13 protein-coding genes and 1 tRNA gene are annotated in these 14,147 nt (G+C 60.0%); 9 read left to right on the plus strand and 5 right to left on the minus strand.

Annotation, left to right across the window (positions count from 1 at the left end; translation table 11 throughout):
* Positions 1-384: 384 nt before the first annotated feature.
* Positions 385-1,869 carry a YdiU family protein gene (locus tag CPA54_RS09025; protein WP_249086176.1) on the plus strand — a complete coding sequence of 495 codons (1,485 nt, stop codon included), beginning with the start codon at positions 385-387 and terminating at the stop codon, positions 1,867-1,869.
* 35 nt (positions 1,870-1,904) lie between these two features.
* Here the strand turns inward: CPA54_RS09025 and CPA54_RS09030 are convergent, their stop codons facing one another.
* The 3 genes from CPA54_RS09030 to CPA54_RS09040 all read right to left on the minus strand — a co-directional run bounded on the left by CPA54_RS09030 (position 1,905) and on the right by CPA54_RS09040 (position 3,602).
* Positions 1,905-2,456, minus strand: a complete 552-nt coding sequence (locus tag CPA54_RS09030) for an invasion associated locus B family protein (RefSeq protein ID WP_193599774.1) — start codon at positions 2,454-2,456, stop codon at positions 1,905-1,907.
* Positions 2,457-2,530: 74 nt separating this feature from the next.
* Positions 2,531-3,052 carry a DUF5384 family protein gene (locus CPA54_RS09035; protein WP_143539872.1) on the minus strand — a complete coding sequence of 174 codons (522 nt, stop codon included), beginning with the start codon at positions 3,050-3,052 and terminating at the stop codon, positions 2,531-2,533.
* A gap of 28 nt (positions 3,053-3,080) precedes the next feature.
* Complete coding sequence (locus CPA54_RS09040; protein ID WP_043559746.1) at positions 3,081-3,602, minus strand: hypothetical protein; 522 nt, start codon at positions 3,600-3,602, stop codon at positions 3,081-3,083.
* A gap of 241 nt (positions 3,603-3,843) precedes the next feature.
* Here CPA54_RS09040 and CPA54_RS09045 point away from each other — a divergent pair, with 241 nt between their 5' ends.
* The 8 genes from CPA54_RS09045 to CPA54_RS09080 all read left to right on the plus strand — a co-directional run bounded on the left by CPA54_RS09045 (position 3,844) and on the right by CPA54_RS09080 (position 12,813).
* The gene (locus CPA54_RS09045) at positions 3,844-5,100 is read left to right on the plus strand and encodes an adenosylmethionine--8-amino-7-oxononanoate transaminase (protein ID WP_081562582.1); all 1,257 of its coding nucleotides are present in this window, start codon (positions 3,844-3,846) and stop codon (positions 5,098-5,100) included.
* Positions 5,097-6,281, plus strand: a complete 1,185-nt coding sequence (locus CPA54_RS09050) for an 8-amino-7-oxononanoate synthase (RefSeq protein ID WP_249086178.1) — start codon at positions 5,097-5,099, stop codon at positions 6,279-6,281. The genes CPA54_RS09045 and CPA54_RS09050 overlap by 4 nt, the downstream gene beginning before the upstream one ends.
* Entirely contained in the window at positions 6,278-6,916 is a 639-nt protein-coding gene (locus CPA54_RS09055) for an alpha/beta fold hydrolase (protein ID WP_249086181.1), read from the plus strand. Before CPA54_RS09050 ends, CPA54_RS09055 begins: the two co-directional genes overlap by 4 nt.
* The gene (locus CPA54_RS09060) at positions 6,913-7,692 is read left to right on the plus strand and encodes a methyltransferase (protein WP_249086182.1); all 780 of its coding nucleotides are present in this window, start codon (positions 6,913-6,915) and stop codon (positions 7,690-7,692) included. Before CPA54_RS09055 ends, CPA54_RS09060 begins: the two co-directional genes overlap by 4 nt.
* A 5-nt stretch (positions 7,693-7,697) precedes the next feature.
* A complete protein-coding gene (gene bioD / locus CPA54_RS09065; RefSeq protein ID WP_052349014.1) occupies positions 7,698-8,387 on the plus strand; it encodes a dethiobiotin synthase in 690 nt (229 codons plus the stop codon).
* Between the two features lie 122 nt (positions 8,388-8,509).
* Entirely contained in the window at positions 8,510-10,045 is a 1,536-nt protein-coding gene (locus CPA54_RS09070; RefSeq protein WP_081562586.1) for a glucan biosynthesis protein, read from the plus strand.
* On the plus strand, positions 10,021-12,213 hold the full coding sequence (gene mdoH / locus CPA54_RS09075; protein ID WP_052349015.1) for a glucans biosynthesis glucosyltransferase MdoH: 2,193 nt from the start codon (positions 10,021-10,023) through the stop codon (positions 12,211-12,213). The genes CPA54_RS09070 and mdoH overlap by 25 nt, the downstream gene beginning before the upstream one ends.
* 177 nt (positions 12,214-12,390) lie before the next feature.
* Positions 12,391-12,813, plus strand: coding sequence for an organic hydroperoxide resistance protein (locus CPA54_RS09080; protein ID WP_043559686.1), 423 nt, complete (start codon positions 12,391-12,393; stop codon positions 12,811-12,813).
* A gap of 87 nt (positions 12,814-12,900) precedes the next feature.
* Here CPA54_RS09080 and CPA54_RS09085 read toward each other — a convergent pair whose 3' ends face one another.
* Entirely contained in the window at positions 12,901-13,722 is an 822-nt protein-coding gene (locus CPA54_RS09085; RefSeq protein WP_103791289.1) for a hypothetical protein, read from the minus strand.
* Positions 13,723-14,020: 298 nt separating this feature from the next.
* Positions 14,021-14,097, minus strand: a tRNA-Met gene (locus CPA54_RS09090).
* Between the last annotated feature and the right edge of the window lie 50 nt (positions 14,098-14,147).

Consider the following 14,147-nt stretch of genomic DNA (forward strand, 5'->3'; position numbering starts at 1 on the left):
CAGACGAATATAGACCGGGCTCACACGCTGTGGCCTGGCATTGCCATGGTCTGGCCCATGGGTATTGGACTTGTGGCCTCCAGCTTCCTGCCCGGAAGACTGTTCGCCAGTTGGAGGCTGGTTCTCCACAGAATATCCTTACCTTGTCTCTTCACCCGCATCAGGCGTTCTGCTGCCTGATACCCCACTCACATCATGCCAGACGGAAATCTATAGGCAGTTACAGGCCACAAGCAAGGGCACAATATGATTTGCTGTTACTTTTTGCTCATCTTGTGGTGCCTCCCTCTCTCCCCTTCCATTCTCCCAGCCAGCTCCCCATCTGGAAGGCACTGAACGGGGCCACCATGGCCTCCCTCTTGCCCAACAGCAGAAGGCCCCTCCATGCTGACACCTCCGCACCAGGCGGCATCCCTGCCGGATTTCTTTTACCGCCCCCTCACCCTGCCTGTTGCCACAGCCCCCCGCCTCGTTGCCCTGAATACGGACCTGGCACAACAGCTCGGCCTTGATGTGGACTGGCTGCACTCTGCCGAAGGGCTGGCCTTTCTCTCCCGCGGGCTGCTGCCAGGCCGGGATGACACGTCACCAGGGCCTGTGGCGATGGCCTATGCCGGACACCAGTTCGGCCAGTTCGTTCCCTCTCTGGGTGATGGCCGGGCCGCCCTCATTGCCGACTGCCAGATGGAAGATGGCTGTCTGGTGGAGCTCCAGATAAAAGGAACAGGCCCGACGCCCTTCTCCCGCAGCGGTGATGGCCAGAACACGCTGGGGCCCGCCTTGCGGGAATATCTGGTGAGTGAAGCCATGCATGCTCTCGGGATTCCTACCACAAGAGCACTGGCCGTATTGACGACCGGTGACATGGTAGACCGGAGCGAGGGCCCCGTGCCCGGTGCCCAGATCGTACGGGTGGCCCGCAGCCATGTCCGGGTCGGCAGTTTTCAATATGCTGCGGCGCATGGCGGGCTGGAGCATGTCCGCCAGCTGGCGGATTTCACCATCCAGCGCCTGTTCCCCGACCTCGCTGCGGAAGGGCCGGGCCGTTATCTGGCGCTGCTGAAAACCGCCATAAAACAGCAGGCCCAGCTTGTGGCACGATGGATGGAGGCCGGCTTCATCCACGGTGTCATGAACACTGACAACTGCGCCCTCTCCGGGGAAACGCTGGATTATGGCCCCTGCGCCTTCATGGACCGGTTCGACCCCATGAAACGCTTCAGCTTCATCGACAGGGATGGCCGCTATGCCTATGGCCGGCAGCCCGCCCTGGCCCTGTGGAATCTCAGCCGTCTGGCAGAATGCCTGTTTCCACTCTTTGATGACGATGAGGACAGGGCCATCGACCAGGCGCAGGAAGCCCTGCATGATTATGACGGGCTGTTCCACCATCACTGGCTGGCAGGTTTCCGGCGCAAGCTGGGACTGGAAACACGGGATGACCATGACATCCGCCTGCTGGAGCATGTTCTGGAAACCATGCATACCGGGCAGGCCGATTTTACGAACACCTTCCGCATGATGGGCTCCCCGGAAGTCGCCATCGACGGGGATTATTCAGCCCTGCGGGACCTGTTCCCCGGCAACAGGGGCCATTTCGACCTGTGCCGGACAGAAATCCTTCATCGCCTGACGCTGGAGACACGCCCGCCAGAACTCCGCCAGAAAACCATGCAGGGCACGAACCCCCGCATCATCCCTCGCAACCATCAGGTTGAAGCGGCACTGTCACAGGCCATGACGGGCGATTACCGGCTGTTCCACAAACTTCATGAAGCCCTGAAGACCCCCTTTGCCGAGGCCGATGACGGGCTGGATGCTGCCCCCCGGCCAGAGGAGGAAGTCCACCACACATTCTGCGGGACATGACACTCCCCGCCACTGTCAGGCGGGGAAAGCTCTTTTCACTGCGTCAGGCTGCGGACACGCTGAAGGGCCTGATCCAGCCCTTTCGTCGAGAAAAAGAGCTTCATCGGCTTGCCGGAAAACGTCATGGCCGTGAAAACGGCCTTCGGCTCTTTCAGCAGGCTGGCCCATTGCTGGTCATCAAAGCTCAGGGGAACAAGGCACCCTGTCGGCAGGCAGGTGGAAAAGGAATAGACATCCCCTACAGGCTGGGAGGCGTTGGTCAGTGTCAGGCCACGAACCAGGTCCAGCCCGAAGGGCACCGTAGCCACACCACGCACCTGCGTTCCGTCAGTCTCAAGACGGATGCTCATGACCCGCCTGTGGGACCGGGGCTCCAGCGCCTGCTGCTGCATGGCGCACTGAATATGACCATCCCCCCCGGCCCCATCATCAAGTGCCAGGCAGGCCACATCCCAGTCCTGATAACGCTCCCGCAGGGAGCTGGCCCCGTTGGGCAGGCTGGACGCCGCATAGGCGGACACCCCCGACAGAAGCACACAGCCCCAGAGCCCCCCCAACAGTCGCACCGCCACACCACCTTTTGCCATGGTCTTTTTTCCGTCCCGAGCCATTTCAGTCGTCCGGCCTTATAGACCATAGAACCCTGCTGGTCACCAGCCTGTCAGTTGCTTTCCCACCAATGCCGCTGCGCCATCCGGGCGGCCGTGCCCACATCCGCCTTCAGTTTGGCATCGCCCTGCGAGGTCTGGATCACACGGTCCGTCTCGGCCTGTTTCCGGGCGAGATCGGCCTTGATGACGTCATCCTCCCGGCTGGCCCTGGTCTCCAGCATCTTCAACTTGAGCTGCTCTTCCTTCAGCTCAAGCTCACGGCTGGCCTCCTTGTAACGCCGGTCATCCTGCCATTCCGCATCACTGCGGGAATTGCGGGCAGCCGCAATGCGGGCGGCACTGTCCGCTGCCTGCCGCCGCAACCTTTCCTGCCTCTGCTGCGTCGCCCGGGCAGCCTGCTGCTGGGCGGCCTCCAACGCCAGACGGCGCTGGTCCTGACTGTCCTGGATGCGCCCAAGTGTCTCGAGCTGGGCAGGGTCTGTCGCCTGTGCAAGGGCGGCACCCCCCATCCCCCAGGGAGCTGCCAGAACCAGAGCCAGCAACATACGATTCCATCCACCTGAACGCATCATTCCATCCTCCTCCGGGAAAGACTCTGCCTCAACGCTTCGGGCAGGCCGCATTGGGCTGGACACGGGTCCCATTCTCACCCGTTGACACCAGCAGTGCCGTACCGGGCCGGTATTCGCAAGTCCGGCCCACCTGTGTGGAGAGCAGGACATCCCCGCCAGCCCGGTCCTGGTAAGCAATCGTCACACCATCAACAAGCGTATGACCACCCACAGCCTGCCCACCCACAAGGGATCCCCCCAGGGCACCACCGGCACCAGCAGCCAGACCACCGCCCCAGCCAGCATGACCAGCACCAACGGCCAAACCACTGCCAAGAGCTGCCCCCAGAATGCCACCGACAATCTTCGCCGTATCGCGGTTACGGGAATTGTCCACGTTCACACGGGCAGCAGACACGGAAATGATCTGCACGGCACGGCCCCGCTGCACGGTATTGACCTGGGACTGGTCATAGACATCCGGCCGTGACTCCTGTCCCGGCGTCACACAGGCACCCAGAGCCAGAAAAGGTACGATCATGACAGCCATCAGGCCACGGGTTTTCAACATGGTCTCTCCACTCTCCAGAACAGCCCACCACAGATACAGACAGGGCCATGAAAAAAGCCTTCCATTACAGGAACATCCCTCCAGGCAGCACCACCCGGGAAGGCCAACCATCCCTTTTTCCAGAAACAGGAACCCCATCGTCAAGCCGGATTCGTGCAAAATTCTTCCACCTTTACGGGACATCACCGGTCCGATAGTGAACCAGTTCATGTTTCCCTGACTGTCAGACGGACCCAGCCCCATGACCACTGCCAGCACCCTCCCCCATCTCTGGCTGCCCTACAGCCAGATGCAGACCGCCCCCATGCCGGTGGAGGCTGCCGCCACCTCCGGCAGCACCATCACCCTTGCGGATGGACGGACGCTTGTTGATGGCATCGCCTCATGGTGGACGGCCTGCCACGGCTACAACCATCCCCATATCCGGCAGGCCCTCGTCCGGCAGGCAGAAACGATGCCGCATGTCATGTTCGGCGGGATGGTCCACCAGCCCGCCATGACACTGGCCCGGCGTCTGTCAGACCGGCTGCCCGGCGATCTGGAGCGGGTCTTCTTCACCGATTCAGGGTCCGTGGCGATGGAGGTGGCAGCCAAGATGGCCATCCAGTACCAGCTCAACCAGGGGCGGGAAGGGCGGCACAGGCTCCTCTCCTTCCGGGGCGGGTATCATGGGGACACGCTGGCCATGATGGCCGTCTGCGACCCGGAAGAAGGGATGCACCGCCTGTTCGGAGAGGCCCTGACACCGCAGATCATTGCCGACCTCCCCACCACGCCCGGGACGCTGGCGGCACTGGAAACCCTTCTCTCCGAGCGGAGCCACGAGATCGCCGCCATCATCACCGAACCCCTCGTGCAGGGGGCAGGCGGGATGCTCTTCCACGGGCCGGAAACCCTCCGCCATCTCCGCCGTCTCTGCGATGACCACGGCATCCTGCTCATCATTGATGAAATCTTCACCGGGTTCGGCCGGACGGGGACATTTTTCGCCTGCGAACAGGCCGGGATCACGCCGGACATCATCACCCTGTCCAAGGCCCTGACAGGCGGCACCATGCCCCTCGCCGCCACCATTGCCCGGAAACACGTGTTCGAGGCCTTCCTCTCGGATGATCCGCTCCATGCCCTCATGCATGGTCCGACCTTCATGGCCAACCCACTGGCCTGTGCCGTGGCCAATGCCTCGCTGGACCTGTTCGATCAGGAGCCACGGCTGGAACAGGTCCGGTCCATCAGTGCCCAGATGGCAGCAGAGCTGGAACCCTGCCGCTCCCTGCCCGGCGTCAGGGATGTCCGTGTTCTGGGTGCCATCGGTGTCGTGGAGCTGGAAACGCTGGATGACCCGGAGGCCCTCAAGCGGGCCTTCATCGAAAAGGGCGTCTGGGTCCGTCCCTTCCGGCGCATCGTCTATCTCACGCCCGCCTTCACCATCACGCCCGATGAGCTGAGCAGACTGACCGGCAGCATCCATCATGTCCTGAAGGACCATCTGGGATGAACACCCTCCAGTCCGCCCTTCAGGCAGCCCTGCATGAGCGGGACCGCCAGCATACCCGCCGCCATCTTGTCCCCGTGGAACGGCAGGGCGGCTCTCTGCTCCGTCAGGGCCGGAAGCTGGTTGATGTCACCTCCAACGACTATCTCGGCCTTGCGGACCATCCCCTGCTGCGCCAGAGGGCGGCGGACTGGGCGGAACGGTACGGCACGGGCGCACGGGCCTCCCGCCTTGTCAGCGGTACCCTGCCCCTGCACACGCAGCTGGAAGAAAAACTGGCCCGCTTCAAGAAAAGCGAGGCGGCCCTGCTGTTCGCCAGCGGATGGCAGGCCAATGCGTCCCTGCTCCCCGCCCTCAACCACCTGTCCCGCCAGCAGACGGGCCATCCGGCCATCCTCTTCATGGACCGCCTGAACCATGCCAGCCTGCATCATGGCTGTCTGGCGGCCGGGCTGCGGCAGGTGCGCTTCCATCATAACGATCTTGCCCATCTGGAAACCCTGCTGGACCGCCATGCCGACCAGAAGGGCCTGAAATTCGTCATCACCGAGACTGTCTTCTCCATGGATGGAGACCGGGCCGACATCCCCGCCCTGCGGGCACTGGCAGACCGTCACGGGGCCTTCCTTTACGTTGATGAAGCCCATGCCACCGCCGTTCTGGGGCCGGGTGGGTGCGGCCTGTCCAGCGGGCTGGCGGACATCACCATGAGCACGGCCAGCAAGGCCCTGGGTGGAATGGGAGCCTTCGTGACGGGAAGTCGGGCCCTCTGCGACTATCTGGTCAATCAGGCCTCCGGCTTCATTTACAGCACGGCCCTGCCCCCTGCCTGCCTCGGGGCACTGGATGCCGCCCTTGAGATCGTCCCTTCACTGGAGGCTGAACGCCTGCATCTCCAGCATCAGGCCAGCCGTCTGCGCCAGCGACTGAATGATGCAGGGTGGAAGACAGGCCCCTCCAGCACACAGATCATTCCGGTCATGATCGGAGACAGTGAAACGGCCCTGCATGTCGCCCGCTCTCTGGAGGAAAAAGGATTCCTCAGCATTGCCATTCGTCCGCCCACCGTCCCGCCCGGCACGGCCCGCCTGCGGATCGCTCTGGAAAGCCGCCTTTCCGCCACCACCATAGACCAGCTCGGCAACGCCCTGCTGGACAGCCTGCGGAGTGTGACGCCCCGATGATGACGCTCCATTTCCTGCATGGCTGGGGCTATGATGCCAGCTTCTGGACACCACTGCGGCAGCATCTGCCGGAATTCCGGCATGTCTGTGCTGATGCGGGCTATTTCGGAGCGGCGACACGGCCAGACCTGCCGGAAACTCCCTTCTGGGCCGTGGGCCATTCCGCCGGGGCCTGTTCCCTGCTGGCCCTAGAAGCACCGCACTGCCTTGGCCTCATCAGCATCAACGGCTTTGCCCGCTTCACCAGAGACGGGGATTTCCCGGACGGTGTGCCGGAACGCATCCTTCACCGCATGATCCGGCAGCTGGACCGTCAGCCACGGGATGTCCTGCGCCAGTTCCGCCAGATGTGTGGAGAGACCGATCCCGTTCTCCCCACCACGCTGGACCATGAAACCCTGAAAACCGGTCTTGCCGCACTGGCCGGGATGGACCACCGCCCCCTCCTGCCCCGCTGGGAAGGGCGGCTCCACAGCCTGCACAGCCCGGATGACCCGCTCTCTCCTGCCAGAAACGGGCTGGGTCCCGCAGCCAATGGCATCAGCCTGCCCGGCGGGCATCTTCTGCCCCTCACGCACCCGCAGGACTGCGCCATCCTTCTCAGGCGCATCATCAGGGACACTCCTCTGGCATGACATCCCACCGCAAGACCGACATTGCCGCCCGCTTTGATGCCGCCCACGATTATGAACAGGCGGCCTTCATCCAGAAACAATGCGCCCGGATGCTGGCCGGGCGCATCCGCCAGAGCCATCTCCTGCACCCGCCCCGCCGGATTCTGGAATTCGGCTGCGGAACCGGCCTGCTGAGCCGTGAGCTGGTGACCGCTTTCCCGCAGGCGGAACTTCACCTGACCGACCTGGCCCCTGCCATGCTGGACAGGGTCCGCCGGACTCTGGCTCCTCTGCCCGCAACCGTGCATCTTTATGTCATGGATGGGGAACACCCCCAGCCACAGGATGAAACAGGTGGAGGGTTCGACCTCATCACCTCCAGCCTCTGCCTGCAATGGTTCGAGGACCGGGCCGGAGCCTTCCGTGACCTTGTGGCTCTCCTGCGGCCTGGCGGCCGACTGATGGTCAGCACCCTGCTGGCGGACAGCCTGCATGAATGGCAGGAAAGCTGTGAAGCCGCCGCCATTCCCTGTGGCGTGCCGGACTATCCCACCCTCACGCAGCTTCAGCAGGACTGGCCACCGGGAGGGCATGGCCAATGGGACGCCTGCCCGCTCCACGACCCCAGCCCCTCGGCCCGGCACTTCCTGAAGGGGCTGCGCATGATCGGGGCGTCCCTGCCGAAAAACGGGCATCAGCCGACCCTGGGCCTGCGCAGGGCCATGCGCCATTTTGACAGCCATTTCGACCATGTGACCTATCAGGCCGCCTTCGGCGCCTTCCAGAAAGGACACTGACCACCATGCTCCTCTCCTCCCCCTCTCCTCTGCCACAGGCGGCTCCGCAAGGCGTTTTCGTCACCGGGACGGATACCGGCGTTGGCAAGACGCTCACCAGTGCCATCCTGACGAAAGCGTGGCAGGGCACATACTGGAAGCCGTTCCAGACCGGTCTGGCTGAAGAAGAAGGGGATACACCCACCGTCCAGCGTCTGACCGGCCTGCCGGACAGGCATTTCCTGCCCCCGGCCCATGCCTTTCAGGCCCCCCTGGCACCGGCTGCGGCCGGCCTGCTGGAAGGTGTGACGCTGGACCCTGACCAGCTCACCCTGCCTGCTGTCCCGCAGGCTCCGCTGATCGTGGAAGGAGCTGGTGGCCTCATGGTCCCCCTGACAGATACCATGCTGATGATCGACCTCATCGCCCGACTGGGCCTGCCCGTCATTCTGGTCACACGCAGCGGGCTGGGGACGCTCAACCACACACTGCTCAGCCTGGAAGCCCTGTATCGACGTGATATTCCTGTCCTCGGCTTCATCACCAATGGGCCAGCCTCTCCCCAGAACAGCCAGACGCTGGAACGGCTGGGACGGACCCGGTCTCTCCATCACCTTCCCGCAATTCCCGGCACACCAGAGCCCCATGATATCAACAGGATAACGGGCCAGTTTCCGTCCTGGGAGGAAATATGGAACCTGAACAGTCCCCTTTAATCAGCATTGAGACTACATTTTTTTAATGTAATCTGCCCTGAAATTACCATTCCCTCACCCTTTGATCCCGGGTTAGACAGGGAACAAGACTGTATGGACAGGCGGGGTTTTGAAAGTACATCATGAAACTGCATCGTCGTGAACTTGTAAAAGCAGGTATGAGCCTCGGAGCAGGACTGGCTCTTGCAGGGGGACGCAGCCTGCGGGCACAGACAGTCGACGTCGCTCCGACCCATTTTGATGACGGTACCGTGCGCTCCCTGGCCCAGGCTCTGGCCGGCAGAAGCTACCATGCACCACCGAAGGACCTGCCTGACTCTCTGGCCCACATGACGTTCGACCAGTTTTCGTCCATCCAGTTCAATCCTGAAAAAACCCTCTGGGGACAGGACCATCTGGCCTTCGATGTCCAGTTCTTTCCCCGTGGCTATCTGTACAAACAGCAGGTTGATGTTTTTGAGGTCGAAAATGGCGCCGCCCACCCCATCACCTGCACAGCTGACACATTCAGCAGCCGGGATTCCTCTCTGAACATCAGCGCCGGGGAGGGGTTCTCCGGCCTGCGCATCCGCTATGCCCTCAACCGGCCTGATGTCATGGAGGAATGTGCGGTTTTCCTCGGGGCTTCCTATTTCCGTGCCGTGGCAAAAGGGCAGAATTACGGCCTGTCTGCTCGGGGCTTTGCCAAGGATACCGGCACACCAACTGGTGAGGAATTCCCCGTTTTCCGGGCCTTCTGGCTTGAGAAGCCGGCTACGGGCAGCCAGTCCCTCGTCCTGCATGCCCTGATGGACAGCCCCTCCCTGACCGGTGCGTTCCGCTTTACCATCCGTCCCGGGGAGACGACCCTTTTTGATGTCCAGTCCACCTTCTTCCCCCGTGTGGACATCTCGGCAGGCGGTATCGCCCCACTGACAGGCATGTATTATTTCGATGCCAATGACCGGGTGCATGTGAATGACTGGCGACCTGCCGCCCATGATAGTGAAGCCCTCCAGATATGGACGGGCGCTGGCCAGAACATCTACCGCCCGCTGACCAACCCGACCGACCTCCAGCTCTCATCCTTCAGTGATGCCGGGCCCTATGGCTATGGGCTGATGCAGCGCAAACGGTCCTTCCATGATTATGAAGACCTCGCCCTGCATTACGAAAGGCGCCCCTCCTTATGGGTGGAGCCTGTCGGCAACTGGGGCAGGGGCAGTGTCAATCTGGTGGAGATTCCTACTCCCAGTGAAGTCAACGACAACATCGTATCCTTCTGGCGCCCCCAGTCCCCCATGAAGGCCGGGCAGAGCTACAACTTCACGTATCGCATGTACTGGGGCTGGGACACGCCATGGCCGACCCATCTGGCCCGCATCCATGATACCCGTGTCGGTGCCGTGACGGATCACCCCGACAGGGTCCAGTTCGTGCTGGATTTTGATGGTGAGCCGTTCCGTACACTTTCCGATCCGGCTTCCTACCACCTTGTCGCCCAGACATCGACAGGCAGCATCGGAGCCATCACACTCATGCCAAATCCGGACATCAATGGCATCCGGGCCTTCTTCCAGCTGACCCCTGGGGAGGCGAAACTCTGCGAGCTTCAGGTCCAGCTGGCCAACATGCAGGGGCCTGTTTCCGAGACATGGCTGTACCGCTGGACCCCATGAGAGAGATGCAACACACGCAGCAGACTGCTTTTCTTCCTCCCGAATCTCCCCTGCCCATGCCCGTGCAGGACCTCCACAAGGCACCGGACCGCCATGGCCGGGCCTTCTGGCGGCTCCCTACGACCCCGACGCTGCTCTGGCTGCGGCGCCTGGCCGTGTTTGGGGCTGCTTTCCTCCTGACCGGCTACAGCGTGGTCAAGATCAACGCCGTCTTCAACTCCCTGGGAACAAGCACGCTAGGGATCATCATGCTGGGGCTGTTCAGTATCCTCAGCTTCTGGATCTCCCTGTCCTGCGCCTCGGCACTCGGGGGCTTCTGGGCCATGCTGCGTCATGGCGGGCTGGGGCTTGGCATCCGCCGCACCGGCCCACTGCCGCAACTGTCCGGCAAGACCGCCATCCTGCTCCCCACCTACAATGAGCCGCCCCAGAGGGTGATGACCAATCTCCGGGCCATGCTCAAGAGCCTTCAGGAGACGGGACGGGGCGACCATTTCGACATCTTCATCCTTTCCGACACGACTGATCCAGACATCTGGGTTCAGGAAGAGCAGGCCATTCTGGACCTCCACAAACAGGATTACGCCCGCAAGCACCTGTTCTACCGCCGCCGTTTCAAGAACACGGACCGCAAGGCAGGGAATATCGGCGAATGGGTCACCCGTTTTGGCGGGGCCTACCCGGCCATGCTCACCCTGGATGCAGACAGCCTGATGGATGGTGGACTGATTGTCCGCATGGCGGCCGCCATGGAACAGCATGAGCAGGTTGGTCTCATTCAAAGCCTGCCTGTCATCGTGGGGGGACAGACACTCTTTGCCCGGATGCAGCAGTTTGCCGGACGTGTTTATGGGCCACTGATTGCACAGGGGATTGCCTGGTGGCATGGCTCGGAAGGTAATTACTGGGGCCATAATGCCATCATCCGCACGCAGGCCTTTGCCGAGCAGGCCGGTCTGCCACACCTTCCCGGCAAGCCACCTTTTGGCGGGCATATTCTGAGCCATGACTTCATCGAAGCAGCCCTGATGCGCCGTGGCGGCTGGGCCATCCACATGGTTCCGGGTCTGAGTGGTTCCTATGAGGAAAGCCCCCCTTCCCTGACGGACATTGCCGTACGGGATCGCCGCTGGTGCCAGGGGAACCTTCAGCACGCCCGTATCCTCTTCACCAGGGGGATGCACTGGGTCAGCCGGTCCCACATGCTGGTGGGCATCGGTTCTTACATCATGTCACCACTCTGGCTGCTGTTCCTGCTCTTTGGCATTCTCATTGCCTTGCAGGCACATTTCTATCATCCAGAATATTTCAGCACACAGCGCAGCCTTTACCCACATTGGCCGCACGTGGATCCCATTCTGGCCCGGCTGGTCTTCATCCAGACCATGATCGTCCTTCTGGCCCCCAAGGCTCTGGCTTTTCTTGCCATCTGTCTTGACCCCAAAGAGCGGGAACAGGCAGGTGGTGTGGTACGGCTTGGCTGGTCCATTCTGCTGGAAACGCTCATTGGGGCACTCATTGCCCCGATTGCCATGCTGATCCAGACCTCGGCCATCCTGTCCATCCTGCTGGGCCGTGATTCCGGCTGGAAGGCCCAGAACCGTGACGATGGCAGCCTGCCCTGGGCTGATACGGTGCGAAAATACTGGTTCTACAGCCTGTTCGGCCTCATTCTGAGCGCTGCGGCGTGGTCCGTGTCCCTTTCCCTGTTCCTCTGGATGCTGCCTGTCCTGATCGGCCTGCTGCTGGCCATTCCTCTTGTCGGCTTCACCAGCAGCAGCCGGATTGGTCAGGCAATGCGTAAAGCTGGTCTTCTTCTCATTCCTGAAGAAACGGCGCCACCGCCGATCATCCAGAAAGCACATGAAGAACGGAATCACCCACATCCTGTAATTGTGGAGGCTTTTCACGCTCTTCGCAGCAGTTCGGCCCTGAGACATGCCCACCTGCGGACACTGCCTCCCCCTCGGAAGCCAGGAGACCCCATCTCCGTGCCGCTGCTGACTGGCTCCCTGAAGCTTCAGGAAAGTGCAACCCTGGAAGACGCTCTGGCACAGCTGACACCAGCGGAGAAGGCTGCTGTCCTGAGCTGTGGCCATGACATTGCCATTCTGGCAGACCTCCCTGTCAGCACACCCAACCTTACAGATGCGCCACAGCACCACTGACAGTTATACATCTTGAACAAGAGTTGGAGCTGCCCTGATTTTTTTATGGGGCAGCCCCATTGTCTATAACGACGCAGAGCCCATCTCTACAGGCAGAGGTTTCCAGTCGGTATCCCACGGGACCGGCTGGGACCAACCACCATAACAGGCCCTTCTCATGGGGGCGGGAGTAGGTTCATGTCCATCAACGTTGTTTACAAAACCACGGCACGCGCAACCGGTGGCCGGGATGGGTTTGCAGAGACCACAGACGGCAGCTTCCGTGTTGACCTTGGTGTTCCCAAAGAAATGGGTGGCAATGGCAAGGGCAATAACCCGGAGCAGCTTTTTGCTGCTGGTTATTCCGCCTGTTTCCTCGGTGCCATGAAATTTGTTGCTGGTGAAGAGAAGATCGAAATTCCTGCGGACACGCATGTTCAGGCTACAGTCGGCATCGGTCCCCGCTCTGACGGCGGTTTCGGGCTGGAAGTTGCCATTGAGGTGTCCCTGCCGGGTATGGACCGGACGAAAGCCGCTGAGCTGGTGAAGAAGACGGAGTTCGTCTGCCCCTACGCCAATGCTACGAAGGGAAATATCAAGACGGTCGTTACGCTGGTCTGATTAGTTGGAACAGGGCGCTGACCCAGCGCCCTGCCCTTCTGTCTTAAGAGATTGCTTCATTGTAGTGTAGCAATAGCCACGCTGACATCATGAAGGTCTCTTCTTGAATGTCGTAATGACAAGCGCCACTGCTGCCAGTAAGGTAACCCAGAACCCAAATCCAAACGTAATCTGGGATATCACCTTCCTGGCCAACACTCCCGGGTCAGGCATTGAGAGCGCTTGCTGGGCAGAAAATTGCCCGAACAATCCACCCAAACCATTCATGAGCCCATTTGTAGAGCTCTGCAGATCCTCAAAAAATGACTTTGCTTTCATATACATGAGGAAGGGCAGGCATGAGACCACAAGCAACGGTAAGAGATTTAAAAAGTTTTTTCTGGGAAACGACAACCACGGCGTGACCCAAGGTACGAACATGACCAACAGACCAACAACACGAAGAAATGTGAAGGAATATCCTATGCCATTCATGCCTATATCAGCTCCCAGAAGCTGATCAATAGTCACAGAAAATCCAGTATTCACAAAAGGGATCTTTTGATTGAAATAAAAAGCTGAAAAAAAGAAGTAAGAAATTTCCATAGCTGCAGTTACTACAAGAGATGGAAGCGTCATAAGTTCTATTTGCAGCTTCACATATGGTTTCAGATTATCCGAAAACCCTTCTCCCTTGTCCATGAGCCCTTTCCCAAGAGTGTGCAACCGTTCTTGAGCCAAGGTTTCTCGCGATATGGTAGTGATATCTGTTGCAACTCCCCCTGTCCCTTCCGTAAATTCCACTGTCTGATTGACTGAAGGGGCCACACTTCCCTGCCATGAGCCTGCAATTTGAAAGTTATATTGCGTACCATCTGCAACAATAATACCGGGTTCACTATCCGGAAGTTTGACAACAACACCACGCATGCCTATGCAATCTCCTATTTTAGAGAAAATGCAATGAATAACAAATCATTACATCAGTAAATGCTATACTTCTTCTAAAAGAAGCATGATTACATCTAATTTATTTAACTATATGATTTGTGTATTTCTAATGTCAAATCAAAACAAGTGACACACAAAACAAACACTACCGTTTTTAATTTTATATTTACATTGTCTACAGCATGCTCTGCAGGCACGCTTCCCCACAACATAGCTCTATTGTTAACAAGCAATATGCCGATGGTTCCGTATCAACTTATTTCTGATTTTGTGGGTATGGATGCGGGGGTAGGATTTGAACCTACGACCTTCAGGTTATGAGCCTGACGAGCTACCGGGCTGCTCCACCCCGCGTTGGTGGGTGGTTTTTATGGGTGTGGGTGAGCGAGGGGACCTGGCGGCGA

This window comes from Parasaccharibacter sp. TMW2.1890 (assembly GCF_023337645.1).
Taxonomy (GTDB): Bacteria; Pseudomonadota; Alphaproteobacteria; order Acetobacterales; family Acetobacteraceae; genus Bombella; species Bombella apis.

Coding starts and splice junctions, on each gene's coding strand:
- CPA54_RS09080 (WP_043559686.1), top strand. CDS start 12,391: ATGTCCATCAACGTTGTTTACAAAACCACGGCACGCGCAACCGGTGGC.
- CPA54_RS09070 (WP_081562586.1), top strand. CDS start 8,510: ATGAAACTGCATCGTCGTGAACTTGTAAAAGCAGGTATGAGCCTCGGA.
- CPA54_RS09060 (WP_249086182.1), top strand. CDS start 6,913: ATGACATCCCACCGCAAGACCGACATTGCCGCCCGCTTTGATGCCGCC.
- CPA54_RS09040 (WP_043559746.1), bottom strand. CDS start 3,602: ATGTTGAAAACCCGTGGCCTGATGGCTGTCATGATCGTACCTTTTCTG.
- CPA54_RS09055 (WP_249086181.1), top strand. CDS start 6,278: ATGATGACGCTCCATTTCCTGCATGGCTGGGGCTATGATGCCAGCTTC.
- mdoH (WP_052349015.1), top strand. CDS start 10,021: ATGGCTGTACCGCTGGACCCCATGAGAGAGATGCAACACACGCAGCAG.
- CPA54_RS09045 (WP_081562582.1), top strand. CDS start 3,844: ATGACCACTGCCAGCACCCTCCCCCATCTCTGGCTGCCCTACAGCCAG.
- CPA54_RS09085 (WP_103791289.1), bottom strand. CDS start 13,722: ATGCGTGGTGTTGTTGTCAAACTTCCGGATAGTGAACCCGGTATTATT.
- CPA54_RS09050 (WP_249086178.1), top strand. CDS start 5,097: ATGAACACCCTCCAGTCCGCCCTTCAGGCAGCCCTGCATGAGCGGGAC.
- CPA54_RS09025 (WP_249086176.1), top strand. CDS start 385: ATGCTGACACCTCCGCACCAGGCGGCATCCCTGCCGGATTTCTTTTAC.
- CPA54_RS09030 (WP_193599774.1), bottom strand. CDS start 2,456: ATGGCAAAAGGTGGTGTGGCGGTGCGACTGTTGGGGGGGCTCTGGGGC.
- CPA54_RS09035 (WP_143539872.1), bottom strand. CDS start 3,052: ATGATGCGTTCAGGTGGATGGAATCGTATGTTGCTGGCTCTGGTTCTG.
- bioD (WP_052349014.1), top strand. CDS start 7,698: ATGCTCCTCTCCTCCCCCTCTCCTCTGCCACAGGCGGCTCCGCAAGGC.